Annotated in this window: 11 protein-coding genes and 2 pseudogenes; 6 read left to right on the top strand and 7 right to left on the bottom strand. The window is 68.7% G+C overall.

Translation table 11 applies throughout. From position 1 onward, the window contains the following. Positions 1–1,819, bottom strand: a pseudogene (locus tag IL992_RS28535) (DNA-directed RNA polymerase subunit beta); the annotation flags it as partial. A gap of 943 nt (positions 1,820–2,762) precedes the next feature. On the opposite strand from IL992_RS28535, the gene IL992_RS28530 reads away from it, so the two are divergent. Next, on the top strand, positions 2,763–5,462 hold the full coding sequence (locus IL992_RS28530) for an RICIN domain-containing protein (protein ID WP_193206452.1): 2,700 nt from the start codon (positions 2,763–2,765) through the stop codon (positions 5,460–5,462). 85 nt (positions 5,463–5,547) lie between these two features. Here the strand turns inward: IL992_RS28530 and IL992_RS28525 are convergent, their stop codons facing one another. Further along, entirely contained in the window at positions 5,548–5,796 is a 249-nt protein-coding gene (locus tag IL992_RS28525; RefSeq protein WP_193206451.1) for a Tn3 family transposase, read from the bottom strand. Positions 5,797–5,805: 9 nt separating this feature from the next. Between IL992_RS28525 and IL992_RS28520 the strand changes: the two genes are divergently transcribed. Next, a complete protein-coding gene (locus IL992_RS28520; RefSeq protein ID WP_319018885.1) occupies positions 5,806–6,387 on the top strand; it encodes a LysR substrate-binding domain-containing protein in 582 nt (193 codons plus the stop codon). Here the strand turns inward: IL992_RS28520 and IL992_RS28515 are convergent. Both IL992_RS28515 and IL992_RS28510 read right to left on the bottom strand, forming a co-directional pair. Beyond that, on the bottom strand, positions 6,344–6,955 hold the full coding sequence (locus IL992_RS28515) for a VOC family protein (RefSeq protein ID WP_193206450.1): 612 nt from the start codon (positions 6,953–6,955) through the stop codon (positions 6,344–6,346). The two genes, IL992_RS28520 and IL992_RS28515, sit on opposite strands and share 44 nt — an antisense overlap. 79 nt (positions 6,956–7,034) lie before the next feature. Beyond that, positions 7,035–7,391, bottom strand: a complete 357-nt coding sequence (locus tag IL992_RS28510; protein WP_193206449.1) for a VOC family protein — start codon at positions 7,389–7,391, stop codon at positions 7,035–7,037. Positions 7,392–7,570: 179 nt separating this feature from the next. Between IL992_RS28510 and IL992_RS48540 the strand changes: the two genes are divergently transcribed. Continuing rightward, positions 7,571–10,372 (top strand): ATP-binding protein, encoded by a 2,802-nt coding sequence (locus IL992_RS48540; protein WP_319018884.1) that lies wholly within the window; start codon positions 7,571–7,573, stop codon positions 10,370–10,372. Positions 10,373–10,396: 24 nt separating this feature from the next. Here the strand turns inward: IL992_RS48540 and IL992_RS28500 are convergent, their stop codons facing one another. Then, positions 10,397–11,053: a maleylpyruvate isomerase N-terminal domain-containing protein gene (locus IL992_RS28500; protein WP_193206447.1), complete on the bottom strand. Its 657-nt coding sequence runs from the start codon at positions 11,051–11,053 to the stop codon at positions 10,397–10,399. 166 nt (positions 11,054–11,219) lie between these two features. On the opposite strand from IL992_RS28500, the gene IL992_RS28495 reads away from it, so the two are divergent. Further along, complete coding sequence (locus tag IL992_RS28495) at positions 11,220–12,119, top strand: alpha/beta fold hydrolase (protein WP_193206446.1); 900 nt, start codon at positions 11,220–11,222, stop codon at positions 12,117–12,119. 24 nt (positions 12,120–12,143) lie between these two features. Continuing rightward, positions 12,144–12,932, top strand: coding sequence for a MerR family DNA-binding transcriptional regulator (locus IL992_RS28490; protein ID WP_193206445.1), 789 nt, complete (start codon positions 12,144–12,146; stop codon positions 12,930–12,932). Between the two features lie 166 nt (positions 12,933–13,098). Here the strand turns inward: IL992_RS28490 and IL992_RS28485 are convergent. Further along, positions 13,099–13,263: pseudogene (locus tag IL992_RS28485) on the bottom strand (integrase core domain-containing protein); the annotation flags it as partial. A gap of 526 nt (positions 13,264–13,789) precedes the next feature. Then, a complete protein-coding gene (locus tag IL992_RS49030; protein ID WP_226873949.1) occupies positions 13,790–14,272 on the bottom strand; it encodes an SUKH-3 domain-containing protein in 483 nt (160 codons plus the stop codon). A gap of 158 nt (positions 14,273–14,430) precedes the next feature. Between IL992_RS49030 and IL992_RS28475 the strand changes: the two genes are divergently transcribed. Beyond that, positions 14,431–15,447 carry a site-specific integrase gene (locus IL992_RS28475; protein ID WP_193206443.1) on the top strand — a complete coding sequence of 339 codons (1,017 nt, stop codon included), beginning with the start codon at positions 14,431–14,433 and terminating at the stop codon, positions 15,445–15,447. The last annotated feature ends 143 nt before the right edge of the window (positions 15,448–15,590 follow it).

The following is a 15,590-nucleotide window of genomic DNA, read 5'->3' as shown; positions in this document are numbered from 1 at the left end:
CGACCAGCGGCGCCTCGCTCTTCAGCAAAGGCACCGACTGACGCTGCATGTTCGAACCCATCAGCGCGCGGTTGGCGTCGTCGTGCTCGAGGAAGGGGATCATGGCGGTCGCCACCGACACCATCTGACGCGGCGACACGTCGATGTAGTCGACCTCCTCGGCACGCGCGAGCTCGGTCTCACCTCCCTTGGTCCTCACCAGGACGCGGGGCTCGGCGAACGAGCCATCGGGATTGAGGGCCGTGTTGGCCTGCGCCTTGACGTATCGGTCCTCCTCGTCCGCGGTCAGGTAGTCGATCTCGTCGGTGACCCGGCCGTCGACGACGCGGCGGTAGGGCGTCTCGACGAAGCCGAAGGCGTTGACCCGCCCGTAGGAGGCCAGCGAGCCGATCAGACCGATGTTCGGCCCTTCCGGCGACTCGATCGGGCACATCCGGCCGTAGTGGGACGGGTGCACGTCGCGGACCTCGAAGCCGGCCCGCTCACGCGACAGACCACCGGGACCCAGCGCGTTCAGGCGCCGCTTCTGCGTCAGGGCCGCCAGGGGGTTGATGTGGTCCATGAACTGCGACAGCTGCGAGGTGCCGAAGAACTCCTTGATCGACGCCACGACCGGGCGGATGTTGATCAGAGTCTGCGGCGTGATCGCCTCGACATCCTGCGTGGTCATGCGCTCGCGGACGACGCGCTCCATGCGGGCCAGGCCCAGCCGGACCTGGTTCTGGATCAGCTCGCCCACCGTGCGCAGACGGCGGTTGCCGAAGTGGTCGATGTCGTCGATCTCGACGATGACCTCCCCGTCGGCGACTCGCATCGACTGCTCACCCGCATGCAGGCGCACAAGGTATTCGATGGTGGCGACGATGTCGTCCTCGGTGAGCGTGCCCTGGGTGATGTCGGCCTGGACGCCCAGCTTCTTGTTGATCTTGTAGCGGCCGACCTTGGCCAGGTCGTAACGCTTCGGGTTGAAGTACAGGTTCTCCAGCAGCGCCTGCGCCGACTCCTTGGTCGGCGGCTCGCCCGGACGCAGCTTGCGGTAGATGTCCAGCAGCGCGTCGTCCTGGCCGGAGGTGTGGTCCTTCTCCAGGGTCGCCCGCATCGACTCGTACTGGCCGAAACGCTCCAGAATCTGGTCGCCGGTCCAGCCGAGCGCCTTCAGCAGCACGGTGACGGGCTGCTTGCGCTTGCGGTCGATGCGCACGCCGACACTGTCGCGCTTGTCGATCTCGAACTCCAGCCAGGCTCCCCTGGACGGGATGACCTTGCCTCCGTGGAGCTCCTTGTCCGACGTCTTGTCGACGCTGCGCTCGAAATAGACACCCGGCGACCGGACGAGCTGGGAGACCACGACGCGCTCGGTGCCGTTGACGATGAAGGTGCCCTTCGACGTCATGAGCGGGAAGTCGCCCATGAACACCGTCTGGCTCTTGATCTCACCTGTGGTGTTGTTGATGAACTCCGCCGTGACGAACATCGGGGCGGAGTAGGTCATGTCCTTGTCTTTGCACTCATCGACTGAGTACTTGGGCGGCTCGAACCTGTGGTCCCGGAACGACAGGGACATGGTTCCGGAGAAGTCCTCGATGGGACTGATCTCCTCGAAGATCTCTTCGAGACCCGACTGGGCCGGGACGTCCTTGCGCCCGGCCTGGCGAGCCGCCTCAACCCGGCCCTTCCATTTCTCGTTGCCCACCAGCCAGTCGAAGGACTCGGTCTGCAGGGCGAGAAGGTCGGGTACTTCGAGCGGCTCCTCGATACGCGCGAAAGAGACGCGGCGAGGACCGGCGGGTACGGCGAAAGCGCGGGGCGAGGATGCCAACAGGTGTCCTTCCGAGGGCTCGCAACTGACTACGCGCACGCCGGACGACAGCTCAGTCGATATGCAGGAGTGGGATGCCGAGGGCGAGCGTGGAAGGGCAGCATAAAGCAAACTGCAAACGGATGTCCACATTTATCGGAATTGTCAACCTCTATCCCGTAATCAGAATCGCACGCCTGCGTGGAAATCGTCAAGCCGCACTCACAAAAATCCCATCGGCCGTTCATCTGGGGCGCGCCGTCGTGCCCGACCTGGGCAGGACGGTGAGCAGTGCCGCCGCGGCCAGCGCACCCCCCCACCCACATGACCGGTGCGATCCCCAGTGCCGCGCAGATGATCCGCAGCGTCCTGCGCGGCGACCGCCCTGCGGACGCCCGCCCGCCCTCGACGGCGCCTGGCGCGAAGAGGCGCGGGCGGGCATTCGCCTCCGCATCAGCAGGCCGAGTCCCGCGCGTTCGACCAAGCCCCACTGTCCGATGGCGTCGAATCGAATCGCTAGAGAAGTCCGACGCAGTCGGGATGTTCCTGCCTCATGCGCTTCCGGTTCTCGATCTAGGAACCACTGATACATCCTATGTACGAGGCATCCGACGCGGTCTGAAAGTTGCATAACGGTGGTGGTTGCCCGGCGTGAAGCAGCTGTGGTGGAACCGTAGGGCCGAAGTAATCCTATGTCTGTCGAACCGTGAACCTTGACAGGACGGACCCCGGGGCTTAGGTGTGAGGTCCGGCCATGCCGTCGAACCGATACGGCGCTCCCATTACCAGGAGACAGCGTGCCCCCATCAAGCCGTCGGTTTTCGCGGACGAACGGCGACGGCCTGAACAGCCGGCAGTGGCGTCCGCAGAGGGACGGCACGATCACCGCGGGCGTGACGGACGGATGCCTGAACGCCCGGATGAGACGCACATCGCGCAAGGGATGCACTCGAAAGGATTACGCATGGATCGGAGCGATCTTCCTCATCGCGCCCGACGGCCGGTGAGCAAATGGACGACTGTGGTGGCGGCCTTGCTGGTCGCGATGATCGGGGCTCAGCCGGCTGTGGCGGCACAGCAGTCCGCGCCGCCGGAGTCCACCGCGACGGTTGCCGCCGCCGCTGGGGACATCGACGGCTTCACCGCGGGCAATGCCGCGATCGCCTCGGTCGATCTCGCCGGGACCTGGAGCTTCACCCCGGCGGGCCGGTCGACGACGTCGATCAAGGTGCCCGGAGGCGGCTGGTACAAGCAGGGTTTCACCGATGTGTCCCAGGCGGTGTACTCGCGTACGGTGACGGTGCCGGACTCGGGGCAGCCGCAGTCGACGTGGATCGAGTTCGGCGCCGTGAACCATCAGGCGACCTTGTCGGTGGACGGCCGGGTGGTCGCGACGCAGACCACGGCCTTCACCCCGTCGAAGTTCGACATCAGCGCCTATGCCGCCCCCGGCACCACTCATACGATCACCGTTGACGTGAAGGGCCGCGACGCCCTGAAGAACCCGGCGAACGGCAAGTACATCGTGCCCGTGGCCGCCGACTGGTCCGAGGCGGTCCCGCAGGGCATCTTCCGCTCCGCGTTCCTGCGGGTGTATCCGGCCGTGTACGTCAGTGACACGTTCATCCGCACGTCGGTGGCGAATCAGACCCTCGGCTACGACGTGTGGGTGACCAACACCTCGAGCAGCGCTCGATCGGTGACGGTGACCGGCGAGCTGTCGTCGGACGGCGGCGGGACGTTCAGTTACCCGGAGCCGGCGGCCCGCACCGTGACCGTGGGGGCGCGGTCGACGGCCAAGGTCACGGTCGATTCCGTCCCGTGGAACCTCGGCAGCACCTCGTACTGGTGGCCGAACGTCCCTTACCGATCGGGGTATCGAGCCCAGCTTCACCGTCTTAAGGTTCGCGCAGCGACCGACGACGGCCGGACAAGTGACGCGACATACCGGTTCGGGTTCCGGGAGACCACCCAGAACGGCGAGTACTACTACATCAACGGCGTCCGGGTGAACTTCCGCGGTGACAACCTGCAGGGTGCGGACTACGACCGGGTCGACAACGGAGGCAAGGGCGACGCCTACGACACGCTGCCCGGCTTCCTCCCGCCTTCGGCGAGCAACGGCGGCTGGCCGCAGGCCGTGGACAACTACCAGCGGCTCAACTACAACGTGGTGCGCATCCACCAGGAGCCGGCCAGCCCGTACATGCTCGACGTGGCCGACGAGATGGGCCTGATGATCATCGACGAGACCGGCATCCGCGGCAGCGCGCAAGACTTCGTCGCAGGGCATGACCACATGGTCGCTCACGCCCGCGCACTCACGTTACGGGACCGCAATCATCCCGCCGTCATCCGCTGGAGCCAGGCCAACGAACCGACCTTCGGCAATGACTCCGAGCAGTTCGAGCAGGATCTATACGCGGCGATGAACGGCAACGACGGCACCCGCCCGGTCAGCCTCGACGCCGCGCCCGGCGCCGACTCACCCAGCCGTTACCCGAACATGAGGTACGCCAACTTCGCGATCTTCTCGCACTACCTCGACGGCGTCGGACAGTACGGTGAGCGCGTGGCTTCCGTGACCGGCCGACCCGACGGTGAGGGCGAGTACGTCTGGAACAAGTGCAACACCAAGCAGGGCTTCATGTGGTTCGCCACGGCGACGGCCGCCAAGCGTGGCAAGGATGCCGCCGACCTGCGCCCGTACACACTGTTGTCCGCGTGGGCCGGTTTCGTGCCCGGCGTGCGTACCACGGACTTCGTGCCGGAGGAGGGCGGCCATCCGCTCTACGGTGCGGACAACCTGTCCGATCCCTGGAGCAACCCCCAGATCCAGCGCGTTCAAGCCGCGTTCAACCCGGTCACGGCGATCGACCTGCCCTACTGGTCGGCGTCCGGGGTCTCCGACGCCTACGGCACCTTCCCGCTGCCGCAGGCCGTGAACACCTACGCCTACAACGCCCCCGTGACCCGCAACATCACCGTCTTCAACGACGACCTGCGCGGCACCTCCGTCGGATTCTCCTGGTCGGCACGGCTCGACCGGCCCGACGGCCCCGTCGTCGCGTCGGGGCAGACCACACTGAACATCCCACTCGGCTCGCGGGTCACCCAGCCGGTCACCTTCACGACACCCGCGAGCGGCTCACGGGTGTACCTGATACTGACTACCACCAAGTCGGGTGCCACGACGTTCACCGACGCGGTCGAGTACTTCAACCTCGGCTCAGGTTCGGGCGGCCCGGTGTCGGGCGCGGCCTACCGTATCGTCAACCGCAACAGCGGCAAGCCGCTCGCCGTGGCCGGCGGCTCCACCGCCGACGGCGCCAAGGTCGTGCAGCAGACCGGCTCCGCCGCCTGGACGGTCACCAGCGGTCAGGGCGGTGCGTACACCCTGCGCTACGTCCCCACCGGCAAGGTCCTCGACGTCAACGGCGGCAGTACGACCCAAGGGCTGCAACTGCAGCAGTGGACCGCCAACGGCGGCACCAACCAGCTGTGGTACCTGCGGTCCACCGGCGACGGCTATTACACGATCGTCAGCTACAGCAGCGGGCTGGTGGCGGACGTGTATGGCGCCTCGACCTCCGACGGTGCCCCGGTCGTGCAGTGGACCGCCAACGGCGGCGCCAACCAGCAATGGCAGTTGATCCCGGCCTGAGACCACCTGGTGCGGCCCGGCCGCGTGGCCGGGCCGCACCCCGCGCGGGTGCCGGAGGAGGAAGCCGGCAGCGTGCCGTCACGAGTCAGCGCAGGAAGCTGACCCGCCGGATTTGGGCGAAACCGATCTTCGCCTGCTCCTCGATGAGCGGGGCGTTGGCCAGGGCGTAGGTCTCGGCCGACAGGTAGTTCTGGGCGACGTGTGACAGGCGCCCGCGTTCCAGCGCCACGGCCCCCGGCTTGGTCACGGGCGCATAGCCGATGTTGAGGGCCTGGGCGGTCAGGCACGCGGCGGTCGAGCGCGGCACCCGGTCCATCGTCTCCAGGCGCTGCAACTGCCGGTCGTGGAGAACGACCTGGTGGTGGGGGCGGCGTTCTCGCGGCAGCCGCGGACGCTCGCCGTCTCGACGGGCCATGCCTTCGCGGGCCGCTCCTTCGTGCAGGCCGAGGAGCTGTCCGGGTGCGAGCTGATCGGAGTGGACAGCCCGGCGTCGGCACGCTGGCGCGCCGCCGTCGCGCCCGCCGCCACCCCGCGGGGACGTCCGATCGGTGCCGGTCCGAGGGTCGGAACGCTGCAGGAAGGACTGCCATTGGCGGCGGGCCGGGGCGCGATGCTGCTGTGCGAGCCCACCGCGGAGTACCACGGCCGCCGCGCGCTGACCTTCGTTCCGGTGACCGGTCTGCCGGACTCCACGTTGGGGCTCGTCTGGCATCGCGACCACGAGACCGCCCGGGTACGCGCCTTCGCACGGGCCCTGGCGGAGACCGGACCCATCGAGGAACACCCCGACGGGTGGCGAAGCCGCGGCGCGGCACGTGTGGGCCGCGGGCTCCGCCGGGGCATGTCGCGCGCGAAGGCCGTACGCGAGCCGGCCGCCCGCCTCAGACGGATGCGGCCTCCCAGACGAACCCGTCCGGGTCGGTGAAGGGTCCGGCATCGCCGCCGATCACGATCCGGTGCGATCCGGCGCCCTCCTGGGAGACGCCGGCGTCCTTGGCGAGGGCGCGGCGCGGGTAGAGCGCCAGCGTGACGGCCGACGCCGGGGTGGCGAACTCGACGTACTTGCCGCCGAAGCTCTTCGCCACGGCCAGGCCGCGGTCGACGTAGAACCGCTTGCTCGCCTTGACGTCGGCCACGCCCAAGAGGAGCGCGACCTGGTCGATGTGCCGGGTTGCGGGGCCGGTGTCCTTCTTGTTCGAGGTTGCGATCTTGCAGATCGTCCCGTCCGGCGCGCGTACGACGCCGCCGTAACCCCAGAACCCCTTCGTGGCCGGCTTCAGCGTCGTGGCGCCGGCGCCGAGGGCGGCGCCGATGAGGGCGTCGACGTCGGCCGGCTGGGACACCACGAGTGACAGCGCGAACCCACGGAAACCGGTCGTCGGCGCATCCGAGGCGCGCACGTTCACGTACGGGCCCAGACCGAAGGCTTCGTAGAAGGCGTCGGCGGCCGTGGGGTCGGGAACTTCGAGGATCACGGATTCGAAGGAGGTCATGGCAGGTCCTTTCGGCGAGGTGGATTCGTGGTCGCGCCGGCCGCCGCCGGCGGCGGAGACGGCAGGGGCAGGGGGGCGCTCAACGGTCCTGCAGGAGGCCGAGGACGTTGCCGTCGGGGTCGGAGACGGTGGCCACCAGGCGGCCGCCACCGACCTCGTGCGCGGCCTCCTTCACGACGGCCCCCGCGGCGATCAGCTCGGCCAGCCGCGCCTCGATGTCCGGCACGTGCCAGTAGGCCACCGGCGAGGTCATGCCCTGCGGTCCACCGCCCGGCACCAGCCCGATGTGCTGACCTTCGGCCTCGAAGCCGACGTAGTAGGACGAGTCGGTCTTTGGCGGGACACCGAGCAGGGCCGCGTACACCGCCTTGGCCTTCGCCAGGTCGGACACGGGGTGCAGCACGGTCCTGATGCCCTGGGTGGAAGAGCCGGTCATGGTCACTCCTGTAGCCGTGGGTCGCTTCGACCCGCCGTTCGCGTGTTCACAGCTTTCCTTCGGGTCTGGTTGGCCGGCATCCGTGGCGACCACGGAACCGGCCACGGACCGGCGACACGGATCGGCGGCAGGGATCGCTCGTGAAGGGGATACGGCAAACTGGGACAGTGGTGACAGGAGTGGAGATCTCACCTCGGGAAGCCGAGGTGCTGGAACTGGTCGGAGCCCATCTCAGCAACGCCGAGATCGCGGCCCGGCTGTTCATCTCGGTGCGTACTGTCGAGAGTCACGTCTCCTCCCTGCTGCGCAAGCTGGAGGTGCAGGATCGGCGGGCGCTCGCCCAGCGCGCGCCCAAGCCGGCCGGCGCCGCTCCCTCGCACCGCGCACCGGTTCTGCCGGCCCCGCTGACCTCGTTCGTCGGCCGGGTGAGCGAGCGGACCGACCTGACCGGGCTGATCAGAGCGCACCGTCAGGTGACCGCGGTCGGTCCCGGCGGAGTGGGCAAGACCCGGCTCGCGCTGGCCGTGGCCGCGGAGGCGGCCGGCGAGTACGCCGACGGGGTGTGGTTCGTCGACCTCGTCCCGGTCACCGATCCGGACATGATCGCGACTGCGGTCGCCGGGGCGCTCGGCCTCGGCGAGCAGCCCGGCCGCGACATGACCGGGTCCGTGGTCGCCGCGCTGGCCGACCGTCATGCGCTGCTGGTGCTGGACAACTGCGAGCAAGTGGTGCACGGGGTGGCTCTGCTCATCGAGCGGCTGCTGGCGAGGTGCCCTCGGTTGACGGTGCTGGCGACCAGCCGGGCACGGCTGATGGTGCCGTTCGAACGGGTGTATGCGGTCCCGCCGCTGTCGCTGGCCGTCGACGGCGAGTCGGACGCGGTCGCGTTGTTCATGGAGCGGGCGGCGGCGGTCGGCTGGCCGCTGGATCCTCCACTGCGCGACCAGATCGCCGCGATCTGCGCGCGGCTGGACGGAATGGCCCTGGCGATCGAGCTGGCCGCCGCCCGATATCCCACGCTCGGGCTCGACGGCATCACCGCCGCACTGTCCCACCCGCTCCGGATGCTCACCGGCGGCTCCCGCGCCGATGAACGGCACCGTTCGGTGCGGGCTGCGCTGGACTGGAGCCACGCCCTGCTGGAGCCGGCCGACCGGGCGCTGCTACGCCGGGTGTCGGTGTTCGTGGCGCCGTTCACCACTGCCGCGGCGGCGGAGGTGACCGGGGACGAGGAGGGCCTGGTCGCCGACGGACTGGCCCGGCTCGCCGAACAGAGCCTGCTGGTGGTGACGGCGTCCCCCGGCGGCACGGAGTACCGCGCGCTGGAAACCATCCGCCAGTACGCGACGGAGCGGCTCGCCGAGGCCGGTGAGCTGGTCGACGCCCGATCCCGGCACCTTCGCTGGTGCCTGGCCGAGGCCGCCGGCCTGGCAGTGGTGCGACAGGACTGGCGGGCCCGGTTCGACCTGGTGGCGGACGACCTCCGCGCGGCCCTGGCCTGGGCGGCCGACCGGCCGGAGCAGCGCGCCGACGCGTACGAGCTCGCCAGGCACCTGGCGGAGCTGACCTTCACCCGTCACCTGACCGGCGAGTCCCAGCGGCGCTATGAGCAGGCGGCCGAGCTCGCGACCGACCCCGCCGCCACAGCGTCGATGCTCCGGCAGGCCGCGGCCGTGGCCGGCTGCCGGACGACCGGTGATGACATGTACCGCCTGCGTCTCGCGGCCGCGGACGCCGCCCGCGGCGCCGGCGACATCGCCGGCGCCGCCGCCGACCTGGCGACCGCCGCCACCATCGCCTTCCGGTTCTCGACCACGTTCGTGCGGCTTCCGTCCCTGGAGGACGCGCTCGCGCTGATCACCGAGGCGCGGGAGTCGGCCGGCGACGACCCGGCCGCGCAGGCCGCGATGGCACTGGCCGAGGCCGCGGTGCTCACCGACGCGTTCGGCGCCGCCCAAGGCCCGGCCGGCAACGCCGTACCGGTGACGATCGCGCGCGCCGAGCGCGCGGTCGAGCTGGCCCGCCGGACCGGCGACCCGCTCGCCGAGTCGGCCGCACTCGACGCGCTCACCGGCGCTCAAAGCTGGGCCGGCGACACGTTCGCCACCGCGGCCACGGCCCGGCGCCGGATCACACTCCTGGCGTCCCTGCCGATCTCGCCGGCCGGCACCCACGAGCTGATCGACGCGCTCGGTATAGTCACCGAGGCCAGCCTCGGCGCGGGAGATGTGCCGCGCGCCCGCCGATGGGCACGGCAACTGGCCGGCCATCCGTCGCTGGCGGAGATCGGTCACCGCGCCACGTGCCGGCTGCTGATGGTTGCTGCGCTGGCGGGCGACGTCGACGAGGTGCTCACCGGCAGCGTCCGGTTCCTCGACGCGTGGCGGCGGGCAGGCAGCCCCGCCCGGTCCATCCTCGCCCCGGCGGCGGCCGGTGTGGCGATGATCCACGGCCTGCGCGACGACCATGACGCCAGGCGCGAGTGGCAGGAGATCCTGGATCAGCTCGGCACCTCACCGGAGCATACCTACGGCTACGGGGCGGTTTTCGACGCCGTACTCCTGCTCCACCATGGGCAGGCACCGGAGGCGCTGGAGCGGATGGCCCCCGAGCCCAGGCAGGTGTGGAAGTGGGTCACCTGGATCTGGCACCACTGGTATGTCGCACTGCGCGCCGAGGCCGCCGTGCTCGCCGGGAGCCCGGGCGCTCGCGACTGCGTGGCCGAGGCCCGGGTCGTCGTGGCCGGCAATCCGGTCGCCTGTGCCATCGTGGAACGAGCAGAAGCCCTGCTCGACGACGACCAGGAGGCGCTGCTCGCCGCGGCGGACGCGTTCGACGCCGCAGACTGCCGCTACCAGTACGCACGGACCCTGGTGCTCGCCGGGGGCGACCATGCCGAGCGCGGCGCGGCCGTGCTCGCCGGCCTCGGCCTCGCCCCGATGGCTTCTGCCCCGGCATCGATGATGGCCTCGGAGCGATAGCCGCCGAGCACGGCCACCAGACGATCAGCCGAGGACGAATGGGAGTTTTGCGGCCAGCTCGCCCAGTTCGGCCTTCTCGGCGTCGGTCGGAACGCGGCGTCCCGTGCCGACCAGCAGAGCGTCCTTGTCGGAGAACGACGCGGGGAAGGCGGTCCCGGCGATCTTCTCCAGCATCTCGCGGGACCGGGCGAGCCCTTCGGCGGGCGGTTCCGCCGGAGCGGAGAGGTGCGCGACCAGGTCGAGGTGGTGCAGCGTCCACTCCAGGACATACGCCGAAAGGTAGTCGCCCGCGGTGAGGACCTCGCCGCGGGTGCCGACCCGGAGGCCTGGGTCGGCGAGCCCCGCGGCGCGGCCGGCGGCGGAGCCGACGTCGTCGAGGTGGAACTTGAGCAGCCGAGGCTCCTCGTAGGCGGCGGCCAGCCGGACGACCAGCGCGTCGAGCGGGTCGTCGCCCGTCGGCGGCGTTCGGGTGACGTCCCAATAGGTCACCGCGTCACGGGTCGGTTCCGTTTCCGCGGGGGTCACGAGGGTGATCAGGACGTCCTGAGCGTCGATCACCAGGTGGCACACCAGGTCCCGCACGAGCCAGCCGGCACAGCCGGACGGCTGTGCGAAATCCTCGTCCGGGAGTTCGGCGACCGCCCTGCGCAATGCCGACCACGAGCGCGTGAAGAGGTCCACATGGTCACGGTAGTGCGGTGCCGCCATGGCGGACAAACGCAGCGCGCTCATAGGACACGGTCGTCCCGGCCGATGTGCGGGCCGACGCCGTCAGTCGCGGCGGTGCCGAGGTCCGTCACCACGACGGTTTGCCCCTGACGCAGGGTCAATCTCTCAACATGGTGGCATGACCGGGAAAACCAGTGCGACGAAGGTCTCCGGACTGCGCAAGCCGTACGGCGGCTACGGCGGCGATGGGGAGCGGGCCGAGAGAGGCGACAGGACGATGGGGCACTTCACGATTCACCACGACGGCGTCACGATCCCGGTGTCTCGCGGCGGTCGGGGACGACCGCTGGTCCTGTGCCCTGGGCTGAACTCGACGCAGGCCGACCTGCGCGAGCTGGCCGATCTGCTGCGGTGCGACCATGATGTGGTGACCTTCGACCTGCGGGGCCATGGCTTCGCCTCGGCCGCTGACCGGTATTCCTTCGAGGCGTTCCTCAGCGATCTGGTCGCTGTGATGGCGGAGCTGGGACGCCGGGGTCTGGACGCCGCACCCGTGCTTGTGGGCTACTCGCTGGGCGCGGACCTGGCCGTGCACTATGCCTCCGAGCATCCTGGCAGCGTCGCCGGCCTTGTTCTCATCGACGGCGCCAACCCGGTGCCCGAACCGTTCATCACCGAGGCCGTTCTGCCGGAGTTCCGCGCCATGTGGGAGGACATGGCGACACAGCAGGAGGCCGAGCGGGGCACCGCGCGTCAGGTGTTGCTCACCGCCAAGGAGATTCTCGACCTGAACGTGGAGATCGATGCGGTGCGGTCCGGGATCCTTGACCGGTACAGGCGGATCGACCTGCCCATCAGCGTGATCATGTCCACCGCGATGGCCGGCGACAGCGCCGACGGGCATGCGCCGCGGCTCAATCAGAACTGGCGTGCCGGTGGCGAGCGGCTTGTCCGCGAGCAGCCGCACGTCGCCATGTTCCCGCTCGATGCCGACCACCGGCTGGTCTTCACCCACGCCGCGGAAATCGCTCAGATCATCCGGAGTACGCAAGGCCCGGTCGGCCAGGCGACTCCGTGAACACCCCGTAGGAAGACTGGTGCCATGCTGACCATCGGTGAGCTGGCGTCGTACGCCGGAGTGACGGTGCGTGCGGTGCGGCACTATCACGCGAAAGGACTGCTGCCGGAGCCCGAGCGGGACCGCTCCGGCTACCGCAGGTACGACGCCGGCGCCGTGATCGAGCTGATCAAGATCCGGACCCTCGCCGAGGCCGGGGTCCCGCTGGCACGGGTGCGAGAGCTGCTGCGGGCCGACGAGGAGGAGTTCGCCGCAGCGGTCGCGGACATCGACAAGCGGCTGCGGGCCGAGATCCGGCAGCGGCAGCGGCACCGGGACCGGATCGCCCGGCTCGCCTCCGGCGACAGCCTGGCGCTGCCCCCGGAGGTGGTCGCCTATCTCGACCGGCTGCGGGTGCTCGGAATCGACGAGCGGATCGTCCAGGTCGAGCGCGACGGCTGGATCCTGCTGGCCGCGCACTCACCCGAACGAGTCCCGGAGTGGATGGCACGCAAACGGGAGCAGCTCGACGACCCGCGGTTCGTCGACTTCTACCTCACCCTGAGCGAGGCTCTCGACCGAGCCGACGACAATTCGCGGCTGGTGGAACTGGCCGATGAACTGGCCACCTACTTCATGCAGATGGCCGAGGAGAAGGGCGAGGACTACGTCGACGACGTCGATGTCGAGCCACCGCTGGTCAGGCTGATGGACGCACTGGCGTTCGACACCGTGCCGCCGGCCCGTCGGCTGATCGAGCTGCTCAAGAGGCGAGGCTGGACCGGCTGGACCAAGCTCGAACGCGTAGACCACCCAGGAGATGCGGCTTCCTGACGAAGGGTGGAGCCGCGCCGACGAGGGGCGCGTACCACCGCTCCAGTCGGGGCGGCTCCGGGTGGGGATCGCGGCGGCGCCCACACCGACGATTTCCGTCGTTTGATAGGCACCTGCCGTAGGCACCCCCAAGATAGGGTGGCCCTCGAAGTGTGGACACCGGCTGTTATGCGGCGATCAGCACCTTGTCGGGCTGCTGTTCGTAGTCGATCGGGCTGAGGTAGCCCAGGCTCGAGCGCCTCCTTCGGGTGTTGTAGCGGGTAATCCAGGCGAAGACCGCCAGGCGGGCTGCCCGGGCGGACGGCCAGCACCTGGCGCCTTGGAGGGTCTCCCACTTGAGGGTGGCGGGTGGATCGGCTCGGGTGACTGTGACCGCGTCACGGCCCCTCCGATTCTTGGGCTACATAGTCGAGCCAGTGGTCAATATTCTCCTTAAGAGCTGCAGCTATGTCATTCGCTTCCAGTGCGCTTAGAGCTCGACTGATCGTTTGCGCGGTGTCCGCATCCATATGCATCGTCAGAAACGTCCTCGGATCTACCACCTCCGCCTTCAGGTCATACCCACTTCGGTCAATTATCGATCGGAGCCAGGACGCTTGCTCTTCCGTGAGGCCGGGGATGTCCAGGCTCCAGTACAGGGAAGAATCTTCGGCACTCATTGCTCAAGATCCAATCAGGCAGAGAAGGGCATCGATAGTCGCGGTCCTCATTTGCTTACTCCCCAACGCCTTAACCGACTTAGCGATCAGCGCGCCACACGCCGGTCCATGCCGATCATCTCCCGTCACGACCGGTGAATCGAGACATCGCCGATCGCGCCCGGAGCATCCGGACAACGTTATACGGCGTGGCCAACGCTAGAGGATAGGTGCTGGCCAAGGATCGAGGCCAGGGTCAGAATGCAGGCATACCAAGGGCCGATGCGCCCTGATAGCCAACTCTAGCCCTTCTTCGAATGTCCTGCCCAGCTCCCAGATCCAGCCCATGCCCGCAGCAATCACCCTCCCCTGTACCTCTAGAAATACACCCGAATAGCTTAGCCACTCACCTATGGGAAAATAGCTACCCCCAAGAATCCCCTCAACCTCCTGGATCAGCTCACGTTGACCCGATCCCGCGGAGATCGGGTCAACACTGAAAGGCTCGTCATTGCTGAAATTAGGCCCACGCGAATTGACCGGATCAATCACCAGCCCTCCCAGAGAGGACAGCACCTCTACGGCAAGAGGGCTTGCAAGATAGCCTTCGCCCGCTAAGAGTCTTATCCATTCTGCAGTGTCCACACTACGCCCAGGCAGCCAACCGGATGCACAAATGGCCGCCAGCACATCGGGATGCATTGACTCCAATCGAATCTTCGACATTATCCCTTCTAATTTTTTGAGTTTCGATAACGTATCTTATCGGAAATCAGCTTCGAGGATCCTGAGGTACATCGGACATGCGCGGTGAAGTGGAGCCAGAACCGGCCATCGAGGGACGTATCGTCCCGCGCACAATGAACCTCGCCGCAGTCGAGGAGATCCTCAGCGACGAGGCCGCCGAACTGCTCCAGCAGGCCCGCTCCGGCAACACCCACCGGGCCTACGCCGGAGACTGGGCCAGGTTCTCCGACTGGTGCGCCGCCCACGGCGCGTCCCCGCTGCCGGCCACCACGACGACGGTCCTCAACTACATCGCCTACCTCAGCAGTCTGGGCCGGGCCCCGGCCACGGTCGACCGGGCCGTCTCGGCGATCCTGTCCATCCACACCGACACGGGTGCCGAGCGGCCGGACACCCGGCCGATCCGGGAGGCCCTGCGCGCCTACCGCAAGCTGCAGGCCAAGGCCGGCTTCCGGCCGCGGCGCTCGCTACCCATCACCATCGAGATCCTGCGGGCCATGATCGAGGCCCAGCCGGACGACACACCCACGGGACAGCGCAACCGGGCCATCCTGACCGTCGGGTACGCGGCGATGACCCGCCGGATCGAGCTGCACAACCTGAACATCGGAGACCTCACCTTCCTGCGGGAAGGGCTGGAGGTCTTCATCGCGATGTCGAAGACCGACCGCGACGCGCGTGGCGTCAGCGTGCCGCTGCCGTACGGCTCCCATCCGGGAACCTGCCCGGTGCGAGTGGAATCGGCATGGCTGGACATCCTCGCCGAGCACGGCATCACCAGCGGGCCGGTGTTCCGCGCGATCGACAAGAACGGCCGCATCGCGGGCGCGATCGGCGACGACGGCGCGCCCGTACGGCGGGCCGGCCGCGGCGACGGCATCCGCATGACCCCCGAGGCGATCAATCTGGTAGTGAAGGAGACCGCTCGAGCGGCCGACCTCCCGCACGCCGACCGCTACTCCGCGCACGGCCTGCGCGCCGGCGGGGCCACGGACGCGGCCGACGCCGGCGCGACGATGTCGGGGATCTGCCAGCACGGCCGATGGTCGGAGAAGTCCCCGGTGGTGATGCAGTACATCCGCCATCGCGACAAGTGGAAGAACAACCCGATGCTGCGGGTGGGCCTATGACCGGGGCGGCGACCGTGCAGGGTGCAGGCCGCCGCGACCTGGTCCGTGCTGTTCACATCCCTCGGCACGACCAGTTGGCTCGAGACATCGCCGATCTGTCCAGGGTCGTCCATGCACACCGGCATGCGGCGTGACAACCTGAT

The organism is Microbispora sitophila, assembly GCF_014892245.1.
Lineage (GTDB): Bacteria > Actinomycetota > Actinomycetes > Streptosporangiales > Streptosporangiaceae > Microbispora > Microbispora siamensis.
Note: the sequence above shows the minus strand (reverse complement) of the source record. Positions and strands in the feature narration are given on the sequence as shown.

Bases quoted from the DNA above. Each gene is read 5' to 3' on its own strand.
- IL992_RS28530 (WP_193206452.1), top strand. From the start codon at position 2,763: ATGGATCGGAGCGATCTTCCTCATCGCGCCCGACGGCCGGTGAGCAAA.
- IL992_RS28515 (WP_193206450.1), bottom strand. From the start codon at position 6,955: ATGACCTCCTTCGAATCCGTGATCCTCGAAGTTCCCGACCCCACGGCC.
- IL992_RS28510 (WP_193206449.1), bottom strand. From the start codon at position 7,391: ATGACCGGCTCTTCCACCCAGGGCATCAGGACCGTGCTGCACCCCGTG.
- IL992_RS28495 (WP_193206446.1), top strand. From the start codon at position 11,220: ATGACCGGGAAAACCAGTGCGACGAAGGTCTCCGGACTGCGCAAGCCG.
- IL992_RS28490 (WP_193206445.1), top strand. From the start codon at position 12,144: ATGCTGACCATCGGTGAGCTGGCGTCGTACGCCGGAGTGACGGTGCGT.
- IL992_RS49030 (WP_226873949.1), bottom strand. From the start codon at position 14,272: ATGCATCCCGATGTGCTGGCGGCCATTTGTGCATCCGGTTGGCTGCCT.
- IL992_RS28475 (WP_193206443.1), top strand. From the start codon at position 14,431: ATGAACCTCGCCGCAGTCGAGGAGATCCTCAGCGACGAGGCCGCCGAA.